Consider the following 23441-nt stretch of genomic DNA (forward strand, 5'->3'; position numbering starts at 1 on the left):
CCAAGCCAAACGCCACCCAAATGACAACCATCTATTTAAAAATATGTAATTTGAAGGGCAATTCTTTCTGTTCCACTATTTTAAATCGGATGCAGTACTAGCCGGTGCAAGGAGGTGGTTACCATGCGGAGCTTAGCCGGCAAATGGCAGCAATCGGTCGCCGGGTCTACGGTGTCGCCTGAGTCGCTGAAGCGGGTCCGCGATGCACAGAGGACAATGCTCTATCAGCAGGAGCTGCTCTGGGCAGATATTCCGTGGGCCGAGAATGCTGCGGATACGCTGATGATTATCAGCAGATTAAGAGAGATGGCTATCGCGCTGAAATCTCCCGGATGTCCCTGCTACAAGGATGGGGCATTACAGGATCAGATTACCTATGGTCTGGAATGGCTGTATACGCACAGATACAACGAGTCTTGCCCGCCATATGGAAACTGGTGGTTCTGGGAGATCGGTGTGCCGATTGCCCTGCTGGAGACGCTGCTGCTTATGGGGGAAGCGCTGGATGCCGCATGGGTTGGGCGTCTTCTGCTCCCCATAGACAAATATGTGGGAGATCCGGCGGTTCATGCCCGCTGGTTCGCGGCGGAGGCCCAGCCGTGTACCGGAGCGAATCTGGTCTGGAAAGTTACAGCGTCCGCTCTTGCTGCGGTGATCCGGCAAGACGGAGAGGGGCTGTCCGCCGCCCGCAATGCGCTGCTTCCCCTGTTCACCTATGCAAGTGAAGGGGATGGCTTTTATGAGGACGGCTCCTTCATCCAGCATGACAACTATGCGTATACGGGCGGGTACGGAGTATCACTGCTTCAGGACCTCATCCGTCTGATGGTATGGCTTCACGATGCCCCCTGGGCATTGCCTGCCGCAGCACAGGAGATGACAGCCCGGTGGATTGAGGAATCTTTCATGCCGCTGATGTTCAAGGGATCTATACCGGATATGGTGAGCGGCCGGGAAATTTCGCGGGAGGAGTCCCAGAACCATGAGAGCGGACATTCCGTCATCACCGCCTGCTTGCGCTTCTCGCGGATATTGGAGGAGCCGGAGCAGATCCGGCTATTCTCCAAAGCCAAAGGCTGGATCATGGCAGATACGTATAAACCTTATATCGCTGGAGCACCGCCCGATACAGCCGCTCAGGCCATAGCTTTGCTGGCTGATGAACGCATACCGACCGCCCCGGAGGAGACCTGCTGCAAGCTGTTTGCCCACATGGATCGGGCGGTGCTGCGGGGTCCGGGATTCCTCTACTCGATCAGCATGTTCTCCAGCCGGATGTACAGCTATGAATCTATTAATGACGAGAATCTGAAGGGCTGGTACACTTCGTATGGCATGACTCTTCTATATAATAGTGACCTCGGACAATATTCAGGCGGATACTGGCCGACGGTTGACCCCTACCGGCTGCCCGGAACTACGGTGACGAAGACTTTGCTGGAGGATGGAGCGGGAGCAGGCCGCTTAAGCAGCCGGGATTTCGTTGGCGGAGCGGTACTTCACAACAAGTATGGAGCCATTGCCATGGAACTGGAGGATGTAGTTCATGAATCCGGCGGACTGACCGGGCGGATCAGCTGGTTCTTGTTGGGAGACAGGATCGTATGCTTAGGCTCGGATATTCAGAGCCGCAGTCCGGCTGCGGTGGAGACGATCATAGAGAACCGGAAGTGCAGCCCGGACGGGGACGATGTGATTACAGCAGACGGAATGGAGATCTGCCGGACCGCCGGGCACACGGAGATACTTCAGCCTAAGTGGATGCATATGAGCGGGAGCACGGAGGGAGCGGGTATCGGGATCTTTTTTCCTCTAAAAAGCATGGTATATGCTCTGCGCGAACACCGCCAAGGGAGCTGGAAGGCAATAAATGCCGCAGGATCAGCTCAGCGCTTGGAACGGTCCTACCAGACGATCTGGTTCGATCACGGAGCAGCGCCGCAAGGCGCGCAGTATGCCTATGTGCTGCTGCCAGGGTACAGTATGGGGGCAACGGCAAGCTTGGCTGAGTCACCGAGCCTGCGGATTGTAGAATGCAGCAGTCAAGCCCATGCGGTTGAAGACTCGGAACGGGGAATCACAGCCGTGCATTTCTGGCAGACGGGATGGTATAGAAGCGGGGGAATTGCTTGCAGCAGTCAGGCTACTGTCATTATGCGCAAGCACCCGGCTGGCTGGAGCCTGGCGGTGGCCGATCCGACTCAGAAGCAGCGCCGTCCGGTGGAGATTGAGATCGAGATGGGCAATCGTATCGGAGCCAGAGCAGAGACCGGCAAGGGGGAACCCGTTCCCCGGGTTGTTAGCATGTCAGAGCGGATTATCGTGCAACAGGCTGAAGCGGGCAAGGTAAAACTGCGGTTCGACCCTGACGGTGCCGGGGGAGCTTCGTTCCATGCGGAGTTCGGGTGCTGAGCATTCCGGGCAATCTCTCTATGAAGTGAAGGGCTACGGCGGATATGGTAGAATAATCCCATCGATCTTAGAGGGGGAAGAACCATGCAGATTCAGATTACCGATGATTTCACAGATGAACGATTCAGGCAGTTTGTAAAAGACACCTTCTGTGGTGGCCGTGAAACGATTCTCAAAAGTGACATTGACACCGTGACCACACTGGAGCTTGCAGGCCATGAATGCTCAAGTCTTCAAGGAATCGGACATTTCACGGCGCTTCGGGAGCTGGATTGCAGCCGGAACAGCCTCCGTACGCTGGACCTCAGCCGGAACACCATGCTGGAGAAGCTGGAATGTCAGGAGAATATGTTATCCAGATTGGACTTAAGCAGCAATCCTCACCTCCAAGTACTGCATTGCAGTTATAACTCGCTGCATGAACTGAACCTTGAGCAGAATACAGCACTTCAGCAGCTCGATTGCAGCAGTAACTATATCATTACTCTGAATATCGCAGAGTGTACGGAGCTTGTGGAAATCCGCTGCAATCATAATCATTTAACCAGCTTGAATATCAGTAACCAACCGGCTCTAACAAGCCTGCGTTGCTTCAATAATCATCTTACGGGTCTGGACCTCAGCCACAATAAGCAGTTGACTAAGCTCTATTGCTCGGAGAACAAGCTGACGGCACTGGATACGAGCCATAATCCGCAGCTAGTGGAGCTGGATTACGCCAATAATCTTATCACCCAGCCCGATCATGAGGTGGAGGGTGTCGGAACCTTGCGATATGATAATACCTTCACATGCTATAGCGCAACTTTTTCCTATTCGGGCGATGAGCTTCCCGTGACCGTGGAGGTTAAGACCAAGACGGATGCGGAGCATTTGAACTCCCAGATTCAAAAGGTATGGGGGGAACTGGACAAGCTGCTTGACCGCGTATTGCAGCAGATTGCCGGGGCTCATCCGGATGAAGATGTGAATGAGCTGGAGCTGGCCGAGTTGAACTTCGCTGTTGACGGATCCTTCCGCATCGGCTACGATGCCGGAGATACGCCGGCGGGCCGGTTATGTATCTATGCAGCGTTTGACTCTGACAGGGAGCTGGACCCTGAGCTGATCTATGAAATGTATTAGGCAGGTATGCCGCAGGCCGCAGAGCGTGCGGCTTGTTCATCAGTACAATTGAAAGCGCTTAATTAAAAGGAGGGATACCGAATGAGGAGAATCCTGACCAAAGGCTGTCTCATAATTCTGGCATTGCTGTTGTCGGTCAGCGGGATTGGCGGAGCAGCGGAACGTGCCCGCGCTGCCGATGCGTTCGACGGGATGCGGGAGAACCGGAAAGTCCTGCTTACAGGGGGCAGCTCTCTGGATACTGCAGACCCTGATATTGCCGCAGCCCTAACCAAGCTGACGAATGAGGCGAACGGTTATTGGCAGACGATGAACACCGCAGCGGGACGCACCTCTCTGTGGAGCGATAATCCCGGGACCGGGAATTCCATTCATATCCGGGTGACTTATGAACGGCTGAAGACTATGGCGCTCGCCTACGCTACTTCCGGTACCTCTCTCTATGGAGACAGCCTGCTTGGAGGCGATATCGTGGCTGCACTCGATTATATGTACGCCACCAGATACCATGAGGGGGTAACGCCGGTAGCCAGCGGAACGAGTAACTGGTGGGATTGGCAAATCGGTATTCCTTTGCAGCTTAACGATATAACGGTGCTGGTGTATGATTCCTTAACCCCGGCACAAGTCACAGATTATATGACGGCCGTGGAACGCTTCTCGCCCGCTGTTACCCTGACCGGAGCTAACCGCACCTGGAAAGCGATGGTGGTAGGCGAACGGGGCATCCTGGTCAAAGATGCCACCAAGGTCGCCGCCGCCCGTGACGGGTTGTCCTCCGTCTTCAATTATACGCTCAGCGGGGACGGCTTTTACCGGGATGGTTCATTCCTTCAGCATAACAACATTCCCTACACCGGAGGTTATGGCATTGACTTGCTGCTGGCTGTCAGTGATCTGATGGGGATGCTTCATGGCTCGCCCTGGCAGGTGACCGATCCCAAGCAGTCCAATGTATGGGAATGGGTGTATAACGCTTATCAGCCGGTGATGTACAAGGGCGCAATTATGGACATGGTCCGCGGCAGAGAGATCTCCAGGCATTACAGCCAGGATCACGATGCGGGTCATCGGGTGATGCAGGGCATTTTGAGCTTATCCCGGTTTGCGCCGCCTGCGCAAGCAAGTGATTTTAAGCGGATGCTGAAGGGCTGGATTCTGTCGGATACCTTCAAGTCCTTTTACGAAGATGCCCCGGTTCCGGCTATTGTTCTCGCCAAAAGCATTACCAGTGACCCGGCGGTAGAGCCTGCGGCAGAGCTGATCGGCTACAAGCAGTTCGCGGCGATGGACCGGGCAGTCCAGCACCGGCCGGGCTATAGCTTCGGACTGGCGATGTATTCCAGCCGGATCGGCAGCTATGAAGCGATCAACAGCGAGAACGCCAAAGCCTGGTATACCTCCGCCGGAATGACCAGCTTATACAACAGTGATCTTGGTCAATACAGCGGAGATTACTGGCCGACCGTGGATAATTACCGTCTGCCGGGAACAACGATACTGTCACAGACCTCTTCCGGCAGTCATACCAGCACCAAACAGTGGACCGGCGGCACCGATATGCAGAATCTGTACGGCGTCTCCGGCATGGAGCTGAAGTACGGGGATCATGATCTTAACGCGAGAAAATCATGGTTCATGTTCGACGATGAAATCGTGGCACTTGGGGCAGGTATCAGCAGCTCGGACAATATCCCCGTGGAGACGATTGTCGAGAACCGGAAGCTGAATACGGCAGGCAGCAATACACTTACCGTCAATGGTACCGTGCAGCCTTCCGCCTTGGGCGGGTCAGGGACGCTGGACCAGGTAGAATGGGCTCATCTGTCCGGCAGCACGGCGGGTACGGATACCGGATATTATTTTCCGCAGACGGTCCCGCTTGCCATGAAGAGAGAGGCCAGAACCGGCAACTGGAAGCAGATCAACCCCCGGCCGGTCACGCCGTCCACTCCGGTTACCCGCAACTATATGACCTTTTGGCTGGATCATGGGGTGAATCCGCAGGGCGGAGAATATCAGTATGTACTGCTTCCGGGGAAGTCGGCTCCGCAAGTGGCTGCCTACGCTGCTGCTCCAGATATTGAAGTGCTGGCGCATACCTCCGGTGTGCAAGCGGTACGGGAGCGGGGGCTGGGCATCATCGGCGCGAACTTCTGGGAGGATGGCACAAGCTCAGCTGATCTGATTACCGTCAACAAGAAGGCGTCGGTCATGACCAGAGAAACAGGTGATACCCTGGAGCTGTCTCTCAGCGATCCGACACAGGCGGCTACCGGCGTGATCGAAGTGGAGCTGGACCGTTCAGCAAGCGGATATACGGCTGATTCAGGGATTACGGTTACTCAGTTAAGCCCGAAGATCCGTTTATCGGTAAATGTCAGCGCAGCCAAGGGCAAGACGTTCAAGGCTTCCTTCGAGCTGGACAGCGGTACGCCTCCGACTCTTCCAGGAGAAGAGATTATTGTGGACAATAACGACACCACCGGGGTGCTGAAGACCGGGAGCTGGAAGACAGCAGCGGTGCAGACCGACCGCTACGGGATCAATTATCTGCATGATGACAACAACGGCAAGGGAAGCAAAAGTGTAACTTTTACCCCCGACTTACCCGCTACGGCTACCTACAGTGTCTATATGATGTGGCCGCAGCACTTCAACCGGTCCACTGCAATTCCGCTGGAAGTCGCTCATACCGGAGGGACGGCAATACTGAATGTAGACCAGACTGCGAACGGCGGAATCTGGAATCTGATCGGTACCTATTCCTTCACGGCAGGTACCTCTGGAAGTGTAACCATCCGTAATAATGGAACGAGCGGGTATGTTGCCGCCGATGCGGTGAGATTTGTACGGAATCCATAATAGATAAAGAAGCCCATGCGATTATGCATGGGCCTTGTGCTGCTGAGATATGATGGAGCTTTTACAGCTCAACCCTCCAGTTACCCAGCCGCTTGGCGATTTCCGGGTCCCGGTGGGAGAAGAACAGGCTCTCGCCCGTATCGAGTGCAGCAATCTGAGCCATATCGTCTGCACTCAGCGCAAAATCAAAAATATCGAAGTTCTCGGCGATCCGCGCTGTACGCACGGACTTCGGAATCGCCACGATATCACGCTGGATCAGCCAGCGCAGCACAACCTGGGCGACGGATTTGTTATGCTTAGCAGCAATCCCTGATAACACTTCATTGCTGAACAAGTTGTTGCGTCCTTCAGCGAATGGTCCCCATGATTCAATCTGCACACCTTGTTCCTTCATAAAAGCAGCGTTATCCGTCTGCTGAAGGAACGGATGCGTCTCCACCTGATTGACGGCAGGCACAATCTCGTTATGGACGATGAGGTCCATCAGGCGGTCAGGCAGGAAGTTGCTGACCCCGATGGCTCTGATTTTGCTATCGTGATACAGCTCCTCCATAGCCCGCCAAGCTCCGTAATAGTCGCCGAACGGCTGGTGAATGAGATACAGATCTAAGTAGTCCAGCTGCAGCTTCTTCAGGGACTTGGCGAAGGCGAGCTTGGTACTTTTGTATCCGGCATCCTGAATCCATAGCTTGGTGGTGATGAACAGCTCTTCGCGGGGTACGCCGCTTCGCTTAATGGCACGGCCTACCGCCTCTTCATTCAGATAACCGGCAGCCGTATCGATCAGGCGATAGCCTGCGGTCAGTGCTTCATACACCGCATTCTCACATTCTTCAGCATCTGGAATCTGATAGACACCGAAGCCGAGCAGCGGCATTTTTACTCCATTGTTCAAGGTTACAGTTTGCATTGTTTTGTCCTCCTTAGGATGATTTGGTGATATGATGAGCCTAACGCCTTCGTGTTACACGAAGTCAAGCAGGGTTTAATTATTTTTCAGTATGGCACTGGCAACATTACAAACAGGACCGGCCATTGGCCGATCCTGCGTTCAATCCCATCCTATTTATTCGCCGGGGAGAGCACGTTTTTTTCTGCACACAGCCACTACATACAAAGGATTCATATCTTTTACTTTTCCGAGATCCATTAGCTCATACGCATTAATAACGGGATTGTCATAAGGCGTGGTCGTAGGAGGCATCGCTCTCGCATTTCTGACAACCTGGGTCTGGAAGGCGGAATAATCCGAGACGAAGGTTTGCCCGTACAGCTCCAGAACATCATATTCCTTCAGCAGCTCCCCCACAAGCTCAACAGTCGTATACTCATATTTATGATAATGATTTCTTGGCGGGTCCACAAAATAGCCCGCAGGGTTCGCTATGCCGCGGTTAGGGGTAGAGACAATAAAGATTCCGTCATCCTTGAGAAGCCTGGCGGATTCTTTAATCCAAATGCTGCCGTCATCAATGTGCTCAATGGTCTCAAAGGAAACAACGACTTCAAAGCTTTTGTCTTCAAGCTCAAGCTTATTAACATTTCCGTACGCATAATCAATTTGATCATGACCGTATGTTTTGCGCGCATTGGCCAAGCTGGCTTCATCGATATCTACGCCAAGGACATGACTTGCTCCGGCCACCTGCAGCATTTTACTGCCATACCCTGCCCCGCAGGCCGCATCCAGCACCCGTTTATCGTTGACGAACTTTTGGGCTAATCTGTATCTGTTCAGGTGCTCCTCAAGCACATCTCCATGATTCTTCTTGACGGCATCGTTAATGACAACCCGTTCTCCTGTGAAAATTACATCGTTTTGTTCTGTATTCAGTATTTCGGAGTTGATATCTATGGAATCTGTGTCGTTTCCCCCCAATACTTCAGCCTCTGGGTGAGCCTTCGAAGAGGAATCTTCGCTTCTGTAGAACAACGATTCAAAATACTTTTGATTGTACACTATACTTGGATGATCGGGAAAATGTTTTTGAGCTAATTTGTGATGATGATAGGCTTTCTCATGTTCACCGAGCAATTCATAGCATACACACAATTGTAAATGGGGTAGCCAGTTTACAAAAGAGGCATCATAGTTAATGTGCCCATTTACTATCGTTTCTTTTGTAGCCATATCAAACCAAAAAATTGCTAGGTTCACTTGACCTTTCTGCATGAATGCAGCACCGATTTTGTAACAGATCACGGGGTGGGGAATTCCATAAGTAAAGGATTGGAAAGCTGCTAACAAGGCTTTATTCACATCCCCGGCAGCAACGTAACAATCCGAGAGTCTCCCGTAGGCCTCATAGGTTTCTTCATTCAACGTCTTTGCTTCCAAAAGAAACTTTTCATAAAATACAGCGGCATTCTCATAATTTTTCTGATTATATAGAAAGTTGGCGTAATTCATTAAATTGGACATCTGAGATTCCTGTGAATCTGGCTTATGGTTTGCCTGAAGTGTATCCGGTTTATGCATACTAAATCCCTCCTTAGCTTTGTGCCAGAGCTTTTATACTTACAATTTGCAGCAGGACATCTTCGAAATAGGACTCATCTCCATAAAATTCTCTAAAGAGATCCTCAAAGTCATCGGTAAAAACAGGGGCGTGATCACGCATGATTCCCCAATACCAACCGAGAATGTAATTAAAGAGAGAATTTCGTTTCTCTTCCCGGACGTCCTCTGCGGTCAAACCTTTGCCAATAAAATGACTCAAAATTGTCTGATAATTACTAAAAACGACTTCACCGAAATTGTATCCTGCAGGAGGATTCTCGGAAAAATCGAACACTCTCCGGTTAACCACGCAAAAGTGAGGATTTCTGGTTAATATCTCATATTGCATGTAAGCTTGATTCAGCGATGAATCGATATACCGGAAGGGTTCTTCGATTTGTTCAAAATCCTCTCTTCTCAAAATGATGCCGGAAATAAAAGTACACATAATACCTGAGGCTCGAAGATAGGCCGGTGCGCCTTTTGCAGTATAAACCTGGCCATCATGATTATGAACATTCAAATATATAATTCCGCACTCTGTATGATTATGGATGACCTCAAGCAGGGAGGGGATGGAATGCTCCACACAATAATCATCATCGCCCTGCCATTTTAGAAACGTCCCCTTCGCTAATTGAGCTACAAGATATATATTGCGGTCCCCCCCGATATTCGAACTGTTTCTGAATGATTTCAGTCTTGGATAGCGGCTGGCATAACGTGCGATCACCTGAGGGGTGGCGTCTGTAGAGGCATTGTCACAGACAATGACTTCAACCCGGCTATCGTCCTGTAATTGGCTGAATATGGAGGAAAGGCATAGATCAAGGTTGGCTGCACGGTTATAGGTTGGAATACAAATGGAGAGAAGCGGAGTAGCATCCGGTGAGATAGGGGGTACAATTGGTTGATGCTGCTGAATCTGTGCGGGGGACCCTCCTGCCACACAATAATCCGGAAGATCTTGTTCAATGACACTTCCCGGATAGATCACGCTATGCTTGCCTATTCGGATATTACCTGCAATAACCGTTCCCTCTCCAATTTGCGTTCCTTCCCCGATGATAACCTCTCCGGCGCTGTCCATCCATCCTTGTGCCATTACCGGGATTCCAATCTGGCGGTACTCCTGTCTGGCATCCGATATACTAACATTAGAGCCTATCGTGACATTAGATTTAATCTCAATACGGTTGATGGCATAAAGAGTGAGCCCTTGTTCACATTTGCAATCATCCCCGATAATAATTTTGGGTAGAGGCAAAGAAGCTGGTGCTTCAGGCTGTATGGAGTAATCTTCCTTAATGGTTACCCTATCACCAATCAGAATGAGTTCGGGATGCTTGAGTTGTCCGTTGGCAGCGATCTCTGTATTGTTGCCATAGTAATAGAAGCTGGATACTGTTTCAGACTTTAAGGAGTGTGACATAAGAACTTCCTTTCTGAAATATGAGTTATGATTGGCGTATTGCTTTCATGATGGCTAAGCCATCCTCATAATAGGGTTCTTCGTGATAGTATTTTGTATAGATTCCTTCAAATTCATCAGTGGTCACAGTTGCTTTATTATTCCGTAGCCATGGTATGGTGTAATGATAGAGAGTTTGTCTTTTCTCTCTGGCAATATCTTCAGCAGTTAAGCCAGAGCTCAAGAAGTGGCTTAGGATAGATGGATAACCGTTGAAGAACACTTCAGCAAAACTGTATTTAGGATTGTAAGCACCGCCATAACTGAACATACTATCGTACATGATGCAGAAGTTCGGGTTATCCTTTAATATGGAATATTGCAGATATAATTGATTGAATTTAGAAGCTATAAATAGTGCGGGATTCTCGATCTTCTCCAAATCCTCACGCCTTAAAACAACTGAACTGATAAACGCTGCATAAAGAGTGGTGGCGGCCAGGAAATTGCTAATCCCAGAGTCTAAGCGGGGAGGCCCATTTCCGTTTATTATACTTATATGAATGACTCCGCATTCCGGATGACTGTGCAGTACATGAAGGAGGGGCATGATCTTGCCGGGGAGAAAATAATCATCATCTCCATGCATTTTCACAAATTTCCCTCTTCCCAATGTTAAAACAAAATAAATATTAGGGTCTGCACCAACATTAGTGTCATTTCGAACTGCTCTCATATTGGAGTAAAGGGCCATATACTTGTCTATGACATCTGGTGTGGCATCTGTAGAGGCATTATCGGATACCACTACTTCGATCAGTTCGTTATTCCCGATCTGTGAGTAAATTGAATGAAGGCAGGTGTCCAGATAAGGCGCGCGGTTGTAAGTCGGGATGCAGATAGATAACAGGGGGAGACGGCTTCGGGCAGTAAGAACGGCCTGGGCTTGGTCATGATCAGACACATCCACCCAGCTGCCGGAGGCAGTCTCATAGACCTGCACAATCGATGCGGGATTACCTGAAACCACGCAGTAGTCGGGAACATTGTCCATGACCATGCTGTTTGCTTTAACTACGCTCCCTGCGCCAATGCGTATACTCCCATATAGGCAGCAGTTTGCTCCGATCCAGGAGCCTTCGCCAATGGCGATTTCACCTTCCATTTGAACATTGGAATAGATAAGAACATTTGGCTCTAAGATAATCTTGGGGGAAGCTGTGATCTGTACCCCTCTGTTTATCTGACATCCGTCTCCTATACAGATAACTGGACCCTCATGAGGAAGCTGTTGGTCTGTAGCTGCTGTCTTGATATAGTGCGGAGCTTCAACAGAAACATTATTGCCTATAGATATTAGCTCTGGAGACTCAATTACGCCCCCTTGCCCGATGTAAGTGTTGCTTCCAAGCTGAGCAAATCGCTCAGCGAATTCAAGCGGTATATTTAAGGTCAAGGCAGATTCTCCTTCCATCCTTCAGGTCTGGCTTCGTACCCGTTAAGCTGTCTTTTAATGCATATGGGGCCGATTCCTAAAGTATGATGAGTGTACCGAAAAATACCGGATTTGCTGGACGTTGTGGATGTTTTAAACAACTATCCGAATAGAAAGAGACGATACGCATGACTACTGCGTGTTTCATTTGTGAGAAACATCTGGGGAATACTCCCCAGCCGCCTGGGGGATACATATATTATGCTGGAGGCTTAGCCTCCAATCGACTCTATTCGCCACCATTCGTCAAATCCTTTACCCGTTTACCTTGACACTCTATTTACCCCGTGACATAATAATTCCAGACTAAATGACTATGATTTATTGGACATAATGTATGTTCCGTGATCAGACGAGGGGGAAGAGATTATAATGAAGAAGAAGTGGGTGTCGGGGATTATTGTCTTGATGCTGGGCGCTCTGATTGCGGGCTGCGGGAACAAGAATGAGGCCGCAAGCGGAGAACAGAACAGCGGCAGCGCGGGCCAGAAGACGATTACAGCCGCTACCAGCGGTGTCAGTAACCCTTTTAGCTACGAGAAGGACGGACAGTTGACAGGCTACGATGTGGAAGTAATGAAGGCGATCTTCAAGGACCTTCCGGAATATAAGCTAGAGGTTCAGGCGATTGAATTCGAAGGGATTCTGACCGGCCTGGATAATGGCCGTTTCCAGCTGGGGGCGAACAATTTCAGCTCCAACCCCGAGAGACGCGGTAAATACAATTTCTCTCTCCCGATTATCGAGAATGCGAATGTATTCGTAGTCCGCAAGGACGATAACACCCTTAAGGCGGTAGAAGACCTGAAGGGCTATAAAGCCGTAACAGAAGTAGGCAACTCCGGTGCCACACTGCTGGAGAATTATAATGAAGCGAACCCGGATGCCAAAGCAGAGATTATCTACACTGACGAGAATTTCGTGAAGCAGTTCGAAGGTATTGAAGCCGGCAAATACGATGTGCGCATCATTTCCCGTGTCTCTGCCGAGAAGGCCATCAAGGAGCATGGGTTGACCAACTTGAAAGTAGTTGCTTTCTCTACAGAGAATAGCGATCCAGGGTCTTATATCCTGCTCTCCAAGTCTGCGGACAGCTCCCTGCTGGATACCGTTAACAAGAGAATCAAGGAAATGTATGCAGACGGCACCCTGCTGAAGATTAGCCAAGAGCAGCTTGGCGGCGACTATTTGCCTAAGAAAGAGCTAATGGAGTAACCGAAGGAAGGTGAGCGCATGAAATTTCTAGTCTCGGGAGATGCATTATTCTCCAGCAGTAATTTAGATAAGACGATGGACCCGGAGCTGCTGACTTTGCTGCAAGGAGCCGATGAAGCTTTTACCAATGCAGAGTTTGTGACTCCGCGCCTGAATACCGCTCCGGCGGCAGGCCGCGGCTACCAGACCAGTGTGCGCCCCAAGGCGCTGGACGAATTCGGGAAGCTCAATATCCGTTATGTGAGCTTTGCGAATAATCATACGGGGGACTACGGGACCCAGGGTCTTGTGGATACGATCGAAGAGGCGGAAGCCCGTGGTCTAACCCCGCTTGGAGTGGGCATGAGCCTGCATGAAGCGCGTAAGCCGGTGTTCGTGGATACGCCTGACGGGCGGATTGCCATCATCACTATCGATGTGACGAGAAGCGAGGTGTTCGCTGCTTCGAATCCGGGGAATGGCGTTCCGGCCCGTCCGGGAGTCAACCCGCTGCGCTGGTCGCGGACGTATGTCGTGAATGATCAGGACTTCAGCACCTTGAAGGAGATCAGTGAACGCATCGGCATCGCCTCCAGCATGGAGGAAGGCAAGCGGATTGAGACCTTCAAGAGCAAATCGGAGAATTACTATGAATTCGGTTCGTTTTTTGAAGGCTATTTAACCTTTGAAAAGGGAGAACAGTCCCGTGTCAAGACAGCAGCGCATGAGCAGGATCAGCAGGAAATCTACCGCAGCATCCAGGATGCGGCGGAGCGCAGTGATTATGTCTTTGTCAGCCTGCACACCCATGAAGGGGAGAATGAGAACTGGTACTCCGATTATCCCGCAGAGTTCATTGAGACCTTCGCGCGGGGTGCGGTGGATGCCGGGGCGAGCTGTGTCTTCGGACATGGAGCCCACTTCACTAGAGGGGTGGAGCTGTATAAGGGCCAGCCTATTTTTTATAACATAGGCAGTCTGTTCATGGAGTTCGAGGCCGGAGAGTCGATTGTATCTCCCGAGATGTTCACCGCCTACGGGTATGCCGAGAATGAAGCTCCATCTACCCTGCACAAGAACAGAACCAAGGACAGCGAAGGGAACTGGCAGGGCTTCTACAGCGACCGCAAGTTCTCGGAGAACTTCCTGGTTATGTTCGATCTGAGTTTGGAGGACAAACGGTTCAGCTATGAGCTGATTCCGATTGATCTTAGACTCACTCATGAGACGGTGACGAAGCGCGGGCTTCCGGTCCTGGCTTCAGATGAAGCTGCGGCTTCCCTGGTGGAGCGGCTTAATGCGGTAAGCAACGAACGGTATCATACTGAAATTATCTATGAGGGCAGACGGTTGACTGTCAGACCGTGTTAGAGCGTCGCCCTGTAAATTGAACGTGGAAGGAAGTAAGTCTGCATGGGAGAGATTTTTGATATTCACGCGGTGTTCTCAGCGATTCCTCGCCTGTTAGAGGTCCTTCCTGTGAGTCTGCAGATTACGGTCATCTCGATGATCGTTGGCCTTGTGTTTGCTCTGTTGTTCGCCATTATCCGTATGCGCCGGATTCCCGTGCTAAGCCAGCTAGTCACAGTCTTCATCTCGTTCATCCGGGGAACGCCGATCATTGTGCAGCTGTATCTGACCTATAACGGAATTCCGTTGTTACTCAAATTCATTAATCAGCAGTACGGGACGGATTATAATATCAATGCCATTCCGGCGATGATCTTCGTACTGGTCACCTTCGCATTCAATGAAGCGGCGTACAACTCGGAGACGATCCGTGCTGCGCTGCAATCGGTCAACAAGGGCCAGATTGAGGCCGCTGAATCCCTGGGGATGACGTATCTTCAGGTGCTCAGAAGGGTCATCGTTCCGCAGGCGCTGGTGGTGGCGATACCGCCGCTGGGCAATGCCCTGATCGGACTGCTCAAGGGGACCTCCCTGGCCTTCGTTGCGGGTGTGATCGAAATGACAGCCAAGGGTAAAATCATCTCCGGCAGCAACTTCCGCTTCTTCGAGGTGTATCTTGCGCTGGCGATCATCTACTGGGTCATGACGATTCTGATTGAGCAGCTTCTGAGATTCCTGGAGCGAAGATTCTCCATTCCGGACTCCGCTGCCGGGGCCATGAACCGCGGCTGGTTCTCTTGGGGAAGGAGAGAGATCTGATGATTAAGGTAAGCCATTTATCCAAGTCCTTTCACGGCAATCTGATTCTGGATGATCTGTCGGTGGAGATTGAGAAGGGCGATGTCGTAGCCTTGATCGGTTCGTCCGGTGCAGGTAAGTCCACCTTCCTGCGTGCGCTCAACTGCCTGGAGCAGGCGGATCAGGGGATGCTTGATCTCGAAGGCTTCAAGGTCGATTTCAGCACGATCACGAACAAGCAGCGGCTGGAGCTGCGGAAGCAGACGGCGATGGTCTTCCAGCAATTTAATCTGTTCCAGCACCGGACGGCGCTGGATAATGTCAAGGAAGGCCTCAAGATTGTGAAGCGGATGAACGACCGCGAGGCCGCGCAGATTGCACAGAAGCAGCTGGAGCAGGTAGGTCTTGCGGACCGGGCGCATTATTATCCGAAGCATCTGTCCGGCGGCCAGCAGCAGCGGGTCGGCATTGCCCGCGCCCTGGCGATGAATCCGAAGCTGCTGCTCCTGGACGAGCCCACCTCGGCGCTTGACCCTGAGCTGGTCGGCGAGGTGCTGCAGACGATCAAGAAGACCGCCGCCACAGGTCAGACGATGATTCTCGTCTCGCATGAGATGAGCTTTGTATATGAAGTAGCGAATAAGGTACTTTTCTTGGACAAAGGAAAAATCGTGGAGGAAGGGACGCCGGACCAGGTGTTCAACCATCCGAAGTCCGAGCGGGCCAAGGAGTTTCTGCATAATTATTTCCGCAACAAATCTGGAAAGTCAGATTAGTTCCATAATCAAAACCCTCGGAAGCGTTCGCTTCCGGGGGTTTTTCATTGGGGATGATTTCAGCCGATGCCTCAAAAATACTAATATAGGGTCGGTACCATTCCTCCGTCCATGCGGATGGGAGAGCCCTTGAACGCTGAGGCCATCGGGCTGCAGAGGAAAGCGGCCAGGCATCCGATCTCGGAAGGTCTGATAAAACGCTCAATTTCGGATTGGGGCAAATTCTTCGCCATAAAGTCCTTTTCTTTAGCCTCGAATGTCATTTCTTCGTCCGGATAAATGCTCCCGATAATCTGTCGCACGTTCTCGGAGAGGGTCGGACCCGGCAGGATCGTGTTGACGGTAACCTCGGTGCCGCGGGTCAGCTTGGACAAGCTCTTGGATAACGACAGCAGCATGGATTTGGTCACAGCATACTGAGGCATCTGTCCGGAAGGCATAACGGCTTCCTCGCTAGCGATAAAGATGACGCGGCCGTATCCGCGGCTCAGCATTGAGGGCAGATAGAACTTGGTAAGGCTGTTGGCGGCGAGCACATTCGTGCGGATATATTTCTCCCATACGGCATCGTCTGCGTCGTCATAAGACATAATCTCATAGATGCCCATGTTGTTGACGAGAATATCGATGTGAGGGAATTTCGCGAATAGAGCTTCTCTCTGCTGCGAATCGGTGAGATCGGCCGCAGCATGCTGAGGACGGGTCTGCGGGAATTTTGCCTGGAGCTCTGCGGCAGTGCGCGTAGCGTCATCGTTGTTCCTGCCATTTATGAGTACATGAGCGCCTTCTCTGGCAAGCTCAATAGCTATCGCTTTACCGATCCCCTTGGTAGAACCTGTTACTAATGCTGTCTTATTCTTCAATCCCATATCCATCTGTCTGCACTCCTTGTATTTAAGATAGGGATAATATTATCTCATTTCGCCTAATCGGTAACTAGCGGGGGACGCCGATATTCTTGCGCGGTGCGCCAATTGGCAGGTGTCTCCCCTTCCCATGAGCGGAACGCACGATAGAATGAATTCTGGTCCTCGTAGCCTACAAGGAAGGCGACCTCTTTGATCTCTAGCGACATGTCTGCCAGATAGACAAGCGCTTGCTCGTGCCGGGTCTGCGATATCAGTTGTGTAAAGCTTGCCCCCTCGTCTGTCAGCCGGCGCTGCAGCGTGCGGCCGCTCATCCCCAGCTCACCGGCAACGGTATGAATGTCAATTCGTCCTCGCGTCAGGCAACGCAACAGAATCCATTTGACATGGTCGATAATCGTGCGCCTGCCGTTATGTTCAGCCAGCGAACGGTCCAAGGCGGGAGTCAGGATGTCGAGAAGTTCTTCGTTGTACGATACGAAGGGACGATTCAGATCGTCCCGGTTCAATATTAGCCGGTTGCGGTCCGTTCCCGTCTTCACCCGGCAGCCGAAATAATCCTCAAGAGCCTGAACGTCGCCTATGGGATGGACGAATTCGACGGAACAAGCGCTCAGGTAATGTCCGGTTCCCCGGCGCCCAAGCTCAAGCAGATAGGCGAGCGTGATGCCGACAAGCACCGGAGGTCCGGGCTGTTCCGGATGCTGCCACTCTAATTCAATCAAGCACTGACTGCCTTCTTCCCGAATGCGCAAGCTTTCTGGAGGGCACATCTGCTTATAGCGCACCATCCGGTTCAGTGCATCCCGGAAGTCGAGAGCGTGAAAGGTCGCCAAGACGGCTGGCGGATAGTGTGCTGTCTCGTACGAGGTCGCTAGCTTGACTATTCCCGCAGCTACGTCCACGGATAATTCGGAATAAGCTTGCCAGATGGCATAATATTGAGCGGTTGAGACGTCCGGTCCGTTAATTACGGTCATTGGTAGACCAGCTTGGCGCGCAACGTCAATGGGTTCTATCCCGATTCCTCTCAGGCTCGTCCAGAAGCCTGGAGCGATTTTGATTCGATTTGCAATACGGGCGTTCATGGCTGCCGACCTCCTGGGACATTATCTAATTGCAAAGGGTCTACGGAGCCCGTGGTCACTTGATTCTTCTGATTATAGTCTAACCATAGAGCAGCGTCATCTGTTCAATCACTTCACGCGAGACCGTGAACAATATTCTAGGGTCATGCAAACCCGCGAGAATCGCAGCAATATTCAGCTACCTTCATTAAAGTCGCAATTTTTGCGACTTTTTTGTTTTGTATCCGTATATATACCTTTAATACGACTAAAATACGCCAAAAGGAGCGATGCATCTTGAATTTCATGAACCAGAATGGCGATAATATCCCAGGGTTCAAGCTGCCGAAGTTGAAGCCGGGTATGTACAAGAGGATAGGAGTGGGGGTAGCCGCAGCAGCTGTACTCTTGTATATCGGCGCTACCTCATTCTATACGGTGCAGGAGCAGGAACGTGCGGCTATTCTGACCTTCGGCAAGTATACGAGTGAGAGCTCAGCCGGGCTTCATTTCAAATGGCCCTATCCCATCCAGGATGTAATTACCGTGCCTGCGGAATTGACCCAGCGGATTCATATCGGGTACCGCCAGGAAGCTGGAGGATCTGTGCCCGTGGATGAAGAAGCCATGATGATTACAGGTGATGAGAACATCGTCTCTGCCGACGCTGTAGTCCAGTGGAAGATCAGCAATATCCGTGATTATCTGTATAACATTGATGACCCTGAGCAATTCTTGCGCAACTCGGCCAGCTCCTCGATCCGTGCGGTCATTGGTTCCGAGAAGCTGGACTATGCGATTACCGACGGAAAGACGGTCATTCAGGATAAGGTCCGTGTGCTGCTGGTGGATCTGCAGAAGAAATACAACACCGGCATTCAGATCATCGATATCAAGTTCCAGGATATTGAGCCGCCAAGCGGCCAGGTGGAGGAAGCTTTCCGCGAGGTGACGAACGCCCGTGAAGAGAAGAATACGAAGATCAACAACGCTAAGAAGTATGAGAACGATATCATTCCGAAGGCGCGCGGTGAAGCGCAGGCCCTGCTGGAGCGGGCCGAAGGCGAGAAGAAGTCGCGTATCCTGAATGCGCAGGGGGATGTGGCGCGGTTTAATGCGATTTTTGCCGAATATGCGAATAATAAGAGTGTCACCGAGAGCCGGCTGGTTCTGGAGACCCTGGAGACGATTCTGCCTAACGCCAAGATCTTCATTACCAACTCGAACAGTGATACGGTGAACTATCTGCCGCTGAATGAGCTGATGCGCAGTTCCAAGGAGAACACCTCAGCTCCAGCCGCGACGAATCCGCCTGCCTCACCCGCACCGCAAGGAGGAGATGCCAAGTGAAAAGAAACCCGATCATCCTATTAATTTCCTCTATCGTCCTGATTATTCTGCTGGCCGGCTCTATGTATATTGTGAAGGAAGGGGAATATAAGGTTGTCCTGCGTTTCGGTGAAGCGATGCGTGCGGTGGAGGAGCCGGGGCTGAAGTTCAAGCTGCCTTTTGTCGAGAATGTCTCGGAGCTGCCCAAGTATCAGATGACGTACGAGAGCTCGCCGACCAGCATTCTGACCAAGGACCAGAAGCCGATTGTGGTCGATAATTATACCGTCTGGAGAATCACCAACGCCTCGCAGTTCCTGAGAACCGTTCAATCGGTCAGCGGCGGGGTCCAGCGTATCGATGAAGCCGTCTATAACTCGGTGCGACGCAAGCTGTCGGAGATCAATTATGAGAATATCATCAGTGAGGATACCGGCCGGGGTAATATTAACGATGAGATTACCAAGGATGTAAGTGACGCGTTGTCCCGTGATAACTACGGCATTGAAGTCATTGACGTACGGATCAAGCGTACCGACCTGCCGGAAGAGAACAAGCAGAGCGTGTACAACCGGATGATCTCGGACCGCCAGTCTATTGCTGCGCGTTACCTGTCTGAAGGGGATGAGGAGTCCAAGAAAATCACCTCCAAGGCGGACCGCGCCTCCCGGGAGCTGATGGCCCAGGCGGAAGCCGACTCTAAGAAGATTATCGCCGAAGGCGAAGGGGAAGCCGCCAAAATCTACAACCTGGCCTATGGCAAATCTCCTGAGTTCTATAGCTTCTACCGCACATTGCAGAGTTATGTGACCACGCTGAAGAATGAGCCGGTCATCATGATCCCGATCGATTCGCCGTATGCGAAGATACTGATGGGCACTAAATAATAGGCTTAACGGAGAACACCCCTTAGGATCAATTGATTCTAAGGGGTGTTTTTGTCGTGTTACCCGGCTGCTCTGAAGGTTGTTTTTAAGGAAAATAGGCTTATCTAGATACTTCACTTAATACATTAAGTTATATCAATTATTTTCAAATCTAAGGGGTGTTCTATTAATGTTGCTATTATTCTGGGGTGAGCCTAAATGAATCAGAAGATAAAACGGGTCTTGCTGGGCAGTCCGATCCATCAAAAACCGGAAATTTTGCAGCATTTTCTGAATTCTTTGCAGCGCCTGAACCTTAACAATATTGAATTGCATTACTATCTGATTGATGATAATCGGGATGAAGCCTCCAGTGAACTTCTGCAGCAGTTCGCCCAAAGCGGGAGAACAGTCATTCTGGAATCCTCTGGCTACCATGATGACTATATACGCGATGACAATGCCCATGCCTGGCGTATTAGCCTTGTCTGGAAGGTGGCCGAGTTCAAAAATCAGATGATCCGGCATGCGGAAGCTTTCGGCTATGATTATCTGTTTCTGATTGATTCCGATCTCATTCTTCATCCGAGTACACTGGAGCAGTTGCTTAGTTCAGGCAAGGACATTATCTCTGAAGTGTTCTGGACCCAATGGGAGCCGGGCAAATTGTCCCAGCCGCAGGTATGGATGCATGATGAGTATAACCAATGGGAAGCGTTACCGGGAGAAAAACTCTCACCTGAAGAGATCAAGCGCCGCCTTCATACATTTCTGCTGAAGATGGAGGAACCGGGAATTTATGAAGTCGGTGGACTTGGCGCCTGCACCTTAATCAGCATCCAGGCCATCAAGTCTGGTGTTAGTTACAAGAAAATCCGTAATCTCTCGTATTGGGGAGAGGATCGCCATTTCTGTATCCGTGCAGCGGCACTTGATATTCCTCTCTTCGTAGATACCCATTATCCGGCTTTGCATATATACAGAGACAGTGATCTTGATAAAGTTGAGGAGTTCGTACGGCAGTCAACGGCAATGCCTGAGACGGAGCCAAGTGAGCATATTGGGAAAAGGAATGATGGAGAGCCAGAGCGGAGCGATGCGGAACATGTTGTCACCCCGGCAGCGGCCTCGCGCCGGCCCAAGCTGACTCTAACGATGATAGTTAAGAATGAAGCCACAAGGTTCCTGCGGCAGATTCTGGAGGAGCACCGCAAATATATCGACGAGGCCGTTATTATCGATGATGGCAGCACAGATGACACAGCGGAATTAGTCAAGGAGGTTCTTAAGGGAATTCCGCTTAAGCTGATTCATAATCCGGTCTCCCGCTTCAACAATGAATCCGAGCTGCGTAAACAGCAGTGGGAGGCGGTGGTTGCGACTGGGCCGGAATGGATTCTTAATCTGGATGGGGATGAGATATTTGAACCCGGCTTTGCCGAAGAAGTGGACTCCTTGCTGAGAACGGAGAACTGCGACCTATTCTGCTTCCGCCTTTACGATTTCTGGGATGACAACCATTACCGCGAGGATAAGTACTGGCGGGCCCACCTGAGATACCGGCCGTTCCTGGTCCGCTACCGCAAAGACTTCACCTACCTCTGGAATAATCTCCCGCAACACTCCGGGCGGCTGCCAGAGAATATTTGGGAATTGCCCCATCAGCTGAGCAACCTGCGCCTGAAGCATCTTGGCTGGTCAAAGCTGGAATTCCGGCTGGAGAAGTATATACGGTATATGCAACTGGACCCGGACGGCAAGTACGGCTGGAAGGAGCAATATCAGTCCATTCTTGATGAACATCCCATTCTGTTGCCTTGGAGCAAACAGTAAGGGAATCCGTTAAATGAGAAGGGGAGATGAAGGAGCAGGGAGGCGGTACCTTCCAGCTCCTTCATCTCCCCGGCATGTTCCTGTTACAAGAAGATCAGCAGCAGCGTACCAACCACGAAGCAATAGTATGAAAAGTAGATCAGATTGCCCTTCGCCATAATACCGATGAACCAGCGCATGGCGAAGTAAGTGGCGACCAGCGTGGTGAGGAAGGCGATCAGGTAAGGCATCGCCAGCGCTGAACGGTTCGGATCATTCGCGATATCGGATGCGCCGAGAATCAGGCCTCCGATACTGATGGGAATGTACAGCATGAAGGAGAATTTGAGTGCGGTCTCCTGCTTCATCCCGACGGCAATCGAGGCAATCACGGTTGAGCCGGAACGGCTGATCCCGGGAATCAGTGCTACGGCCTGAGCCAGCCCGACGATAATGGCATCCTTCATTTTGAGGTTGCCGTCTCTTTTCTGGCCGCGCAGATTGCGGATCAGCCAGAGGGCAACCCCTGTAACAAGTAAGCTGATGGATACGGTATGTACAGAGGTGAAGACGCGTTCGATCGTATCCTTGAAGAATACGGCAGCAACCGCTGCAGGGATTGTGCCGATAACGATGTAGATGCAGAACATGAATTCGGACCGGTACTTCGTATCGCGCGTCTTCAGATAACGGAAGAACCCTGTGATTAAGTCCATGATATCTTTGCGGAAAATAAAACAGATGGCGATCAATGAGGCCGTATTGGTTAAGATTTCAAAAGAGAGTCCATTCTGCTTCACGCCAAGCAGCCGCTGGGCAATGATTAAATGCCCGCTGGAGGAGACGGGAATCGGTTCCGTCACCCCCTGTACGAGGCCTAACAGTAAGTATTTTAGCCAATTGTACCAGTTTTCCATGATTTCCTCCTGAATTTGAACTGCAAATAATGTGGATTAAGCCTGCCGTCTGCGGTACCGCTTGGACAGGACGTACAGCCCGAACCCTAACAGGAACAGAGTGGCCAACGGCAGAATGTAAGGCTTGACGATCTCATCCACATGCTCCCACTGCGAACCCAGCTTGTAGCCCAAATAGACATAGATTGCCGTAATCGGCAGCATGGCCAGGAACGTATAGAGACTGAATTTGAACACATTCATCTTGGCGATCCCGCAGGGGATGGAGATGAGAGTTCTTACGCCCGGAATGAAGCGCCCGTAGAAGGCCACACCGCTGCCGTATTTCTCAAAAAAACGGTCAGATGCTTCCAGGTGATGCGGGCGGATGAACAGGTACTTCCCGTACTTGTCCACCATGGGTCTTCCGCCGAACCGGCCAAGGGCATACAATGTTAGCGGACCGAGGGTGCCACCGACCGTACCGGCCAGAATGGTCAGCAGAAGCTTCATATCCCCCAGATACACCCAATATCCGGCAAGCGGAAGCACGATTTCAGCAGGCACAAATTCAAAGGATAAGGCGATCATGATTCCGGCATACGACAAATCTTTGAAAAAAAGTATAAACTCCGTAATCCATTCTGTCATGCGTTTCTCTCCCTTCTCAAACAAA

General features: G+C 51.1%; 18 protein-coding genes. 10 read left to right on the forward strand and 8 right to left on the reverse strand.

Going from position 1 to position 23441, the window contains the following annotated elements:
- Positions 1-123 precede the first annotated feature (123 nt).
- From NST04_RS13175 to NST04_RS13185, 3 genes are all read left to right on the forward strand, one after another.
- Entirely contained in the window at positions 124-2412 is a 2289-nt protein-coding gene (locus tag NST04_RS13175; RefSeq protein WP_341184597.1) for a polysaccharide lyase 8 family protein, read from the forward strand.
- An 84-nt stretch (positions 2413-2496) separates the two neighbouring features.
- Positions 2497-3537, forward strand: coding sequence for a leucine-rich repeat domain-containing protein (locus NST04_RS13180; protein ID WP_341184598.1), 1041 nt, complete (start codon positions 2497-2499; stop codon positions 3535-3537).
- Between the two features lie 81 nt (positions 3538-3618).
- A complete protein-coding gene (locus tag NST04_RS13185; RefSeq protein WP_341184599.1) occupies positions 3619-6402 on the forward strand; it encodes a polysaccharide lyase family 8 super-sandwich domain-containing protein in 2784 nt (927 codons plus the stop codon).
- A gap of 61 nt (positions 6403-6463) precedes the next feature.
- Here NST04_RS13185 and NST04_RS13190 read toward each other — a convergent pair whose 3' ends face one another.
- The 4 genes from NST04_RS13190 to NST04_RS13205 all read right to left on the reverse strand — a co-directional run bounded on the left by NST04_RS13190 (position 6464) and on the right by NST04_RS13205 (position 11772).
- On the reverse strand, positions 6464-7315 hold the full coding sequence (locus tag NST04_RS13190; protein ID WP_341184600.1) for an aldo/keto reductase: 852 nt from the start codon (positions 7313-7315) through the stop codon (positions 6464-6466).
- A 156-nt stretch (positions 7316-7471) separates the two neighbouring features.
- Positions 7472-8884 carry a class I SAM-dependent methyltransferase gene (locus tag NST04_RS13195; protein WP_341184601.1) on the reverse strand — a complete coding sequence of 471 codons (1413 nt, stop codon included), beginning with the start codon at positions 8882-8884 and terminating at the stop codon, positions 7472-7474.
- 13 nt (positions 8885-8897) lie between these two features.
- Positions 8898-10337, reverse strand: a complete 1440-nt coding sequence (locus NST04_RS13200; RefSeq protein WP_341184602.1) for a glycosyltransferase — start codon at positions 10335-10337, stop codon at positions 8898-8900.
- 25 nt (positions 10338-10362) lie between these two features.
- Positions 10363-11772, reverse strand: a complete 1410-nt coding sequence (locus NST04_RS13205; RefSeq protein WP_341184603.1) for a glycosyltransferase — start codon at positions 11770-11772, stop codon at positions 10363-10365.
- 411 nt (positions 11773-12183) lie between these two features.
- Between NST04_RS13205 and NST04_RS13210 the strand changes: the two genes are divergently transcribed.
- Genes NST04_RS13210 through NST04_RS13225 form a run of 4 tightly spaced genes read left to right on the forward strand, consistent with a single transcriptional unit; the run spans position 12184 to position 15929 of the window.
- Positions 12184-13026 (forward strand): transporter substrate-binding domain-containing protein, encoded by an 843-nt coding sequence (locus NST04_RS13210; protein ID WP_341184604.1) that lies wholly within the window; start codon positions 12184-12186, stop codon positions 13024-13026.
- An 18-nt stretch (positions 13027-13044) separates the two neighbouring features.
- Complete coding sequence (locus NST04_RS13215; protein ID WP_341184605.1) at positions 13045-14376, forward strand: CapA family protein; 1332 nt, start codon at positions 13045-13047, stop codon at positions 14374-14376.
- A gap of 42 nt (positions 14377-14418) precedes the next feature.
- Positions 14419-15174, forward strand: coding sequence for an amino acid ABC transporter permease (locus tag NST04_RS13220; RefSeq protein WP_341184606.1), 756 nt, complete (start codon positions 14419-14421; stop codon positions 15172-15174).
- Positions 15174-15929, forward strand: coding sequence for an amino acid ABC transporter ATP-binding protein (locus NST04_RS13225; protein WP_341184607.1), 756 nt, complete (start codon positions 15174-15176; stop codon positions 15927-15929). Before NST04_RS13220 ends, NST04_RS13225 begins: the two co-directional genes overlap by 1 nt.
- Before the next feature lie 80 nt (positions 15930-16009).
- Here the strand turns inward: NST04_RS13225 and NST04_RS13230 are convergent, their stop codons facing one another.
- Entirely contained in the window at positions 16010-16804 is a 795-nt protein-coding gene (locus NST04_RS13230; protein ID WP_341184608.1) for an SDR family NAD(P)-dependent oxidoreductase, read from the reverse strand.
- A 50-nt stretch (positions 16805-16854) separates the two neighbouring features.
- Positions 16855-17883 (reverse strand): helix-turn-helix transcriptional regulator, encoded by a 1029-nt coding sequence (locus NST04_RS13235; protein WP_341184609.1) that lies wholly within the window; start codon positions 17881-17883, stop codon positions 16855-16857.
- Positions 17884-18168: 285 nt separating this feature from the next.
- Between NST04_RS13235 and hflK the strand changes: the two genes are divergently transcribed.
- From hflK to NST04_RS13250, 3 genes are all read left to right on the forward strand, one after another.
- Positions 18169-19212, forward strand: a complete 1044-nt coding sequence (hflK, locus tag NST04_RS13240) for an FtsH protease activity modulator HflK (protein ID WP_341185240.1) — start codon at positions 18169-18171, stop codon at positions 19210-19212.
- The gene (gene hflC, locus NST04_RS13245) at positions 19209-20078 is read left to right on the forward strand and encodes a protease modulator HflC (RefSeq protein WP_341184610.1); all 870 of its coding nucleotides are present in this window, start codon (positions 19209-19211) and stop codon (positions 20076-20078) included. Before hflK ends, hflC begins: the two co-directional genes overlap by 4 nt.
- A 198-nt stretch (positions 20079-20276) precedes the next feature.
- Entirely contained in the window at positions 20277-21890 is a 1614-nt protein-coding gene (locus NST04_RS13250; RefSeq protein ID WP_341184611.1) for a glycosyltransferase family 2 protein, read from the forward strand.
- A gap of 83 nt (positions 21891-21973) precedes the next feature.
- Here the strand turns inward: NST04_RS13250 and NST04_RS13255 are convergent, their stop codons facing one another.
- Positions 21974-22786 carry an undecaprenyl-diphosphate phosphatase gene (locus NST04_RS13255; RefSeq protein WP_341184612.1) on the reverse strand — a complete coding sequence of 271 codons (813 nt, stop codon included), beginning with the start codon at positions 22784-22786 and terminating at the stop codon, positions 21974-21976.
- Positions 22787-22822: 36 nt separating this feature from the next.
- Entirely contained in the window at positions 22823-23416 is a 594-nt protein-coding gene (locus NST04_RS13260; RefSeq protein ID WP_341184613.1) for a DedA family protein, read from the reverse strand.
- Between the last annotated feature and the right edge of the window lie 25 nt (positions 23417-23441).

The sequence above is a fragment of the Paenibacillus sp. FSL H7-0756 genome (assembly GCF_038006765.1).
Lineage (GTDB): Bacteria > Bacillota > Bacilli > Paenibacillales > Paenibacillaceae > Paenibacillus_AQ.

Coding starts and splice junctions, on each gene's coding strand:
- NST04_RS13260 (WP_341184613.1), bottom strand. CDS start 23,416: ATGACAGAATGGATTACGGAGTTTATACTTTTTTTCAAAGATTTGTCG.
- NST04_RS13225 (WP_341184607.1), top strand. CDS start 15,174: ATGATTAAGGTAAGCCATTTATCCAAGTCCTTTCACGGCAATCTGATT.
- NST04_RS13180 (WP_341184598.1), top strand. CDS start 2,497: ATGCAGATTCAGATTACCGATGATTTCACAGATGAACGATTCAGGCAG.
- NST04_RS13220 (WP_341184606.1), top strand. CDS start 14,419: ATGGGAGAGATTTTTGATATTCACGCGGTGTTCTCAGCGATTCCTCGC.
- NST04_RS13235 (WP_341184609.1), bottom strand. CDS start 17,883: ATGAACGCCCGTATTGCAAATCGAATCAAAATCGCTCCAGGCTTCTGG.
- NST04_RS13215 (WP_341184605.1), top strand. CDS start 13,045: ATGAAATTTCTAGTCTCGGGAGATGCATTATTCTCCAGCAGTAATTTA.
- NST04_RS13190 (WP_341184600.1), bottom strand. CDS start 7,315: ATGCAAACTGTAACCTTGAACAATGGAGTAAAAATGCCGCTGCTCGGC.
- NST04_RS13175 (WP_341184597.1), top strand. CDS start 124: ATGCGGAGCTTAGCCGGCAAATGGCAGCAATCGGTCGCCGGGTCTACG.
- NST04_RS13230 (WP_341184608.1), bottom strand. CDS start 16,804: ATGGATATGGGATTGAAGAATAAGACAGCATTAGTAACAGGTTCTACC.
- NST04_RS13210 (WP_341184604.1), top strand. CDS start 12,184: ATGAAGAAGAAGTGGGTGTCGGGGATTATTGTCTTGATGCTGGGCGCT.
- NST04_RS13255 (WP_341184612.1), bottom strand. CDS start 22,786: ATGGAAAACTGGTACAATTGGCTAAAATACTTACTGTTAGGCCTCGTA.
- NST04_RS13195 (WP_341184601.1), bottom strand. CDS start 8,884: ATGCATAAACCGGATACACTTCAGGCAAACCATAAGCCAGATTCACAG.
- NST04_RS13185 (WP_341184599.1), top strand. CDS start 3,619: ATGAGGAGAATCCTGACCAAAGGCTGTCTCATAATTCTGGCATTGCTG.
- NST04_RS13250 (WP_341184611.1), top strand. CDS start 20,277: ATGAATCAGAAGATAAAACGGGTCTTGCTGGGCAGTCCGATCCATCAA.
- hflK (WP_341185240.1), top strand. CDS start 18,169: ATGAACCAGAATGGCGATAATATCCCAGGGTTCAAGCTGCCGAAGTTG.
- NST04_RS13200 (WP_341184602.1), bottom strand. CDS start 10,337: ATGTCACACTCCTTAAAGTCTGAAACAGTATCCAGCTTCTATTACTAT.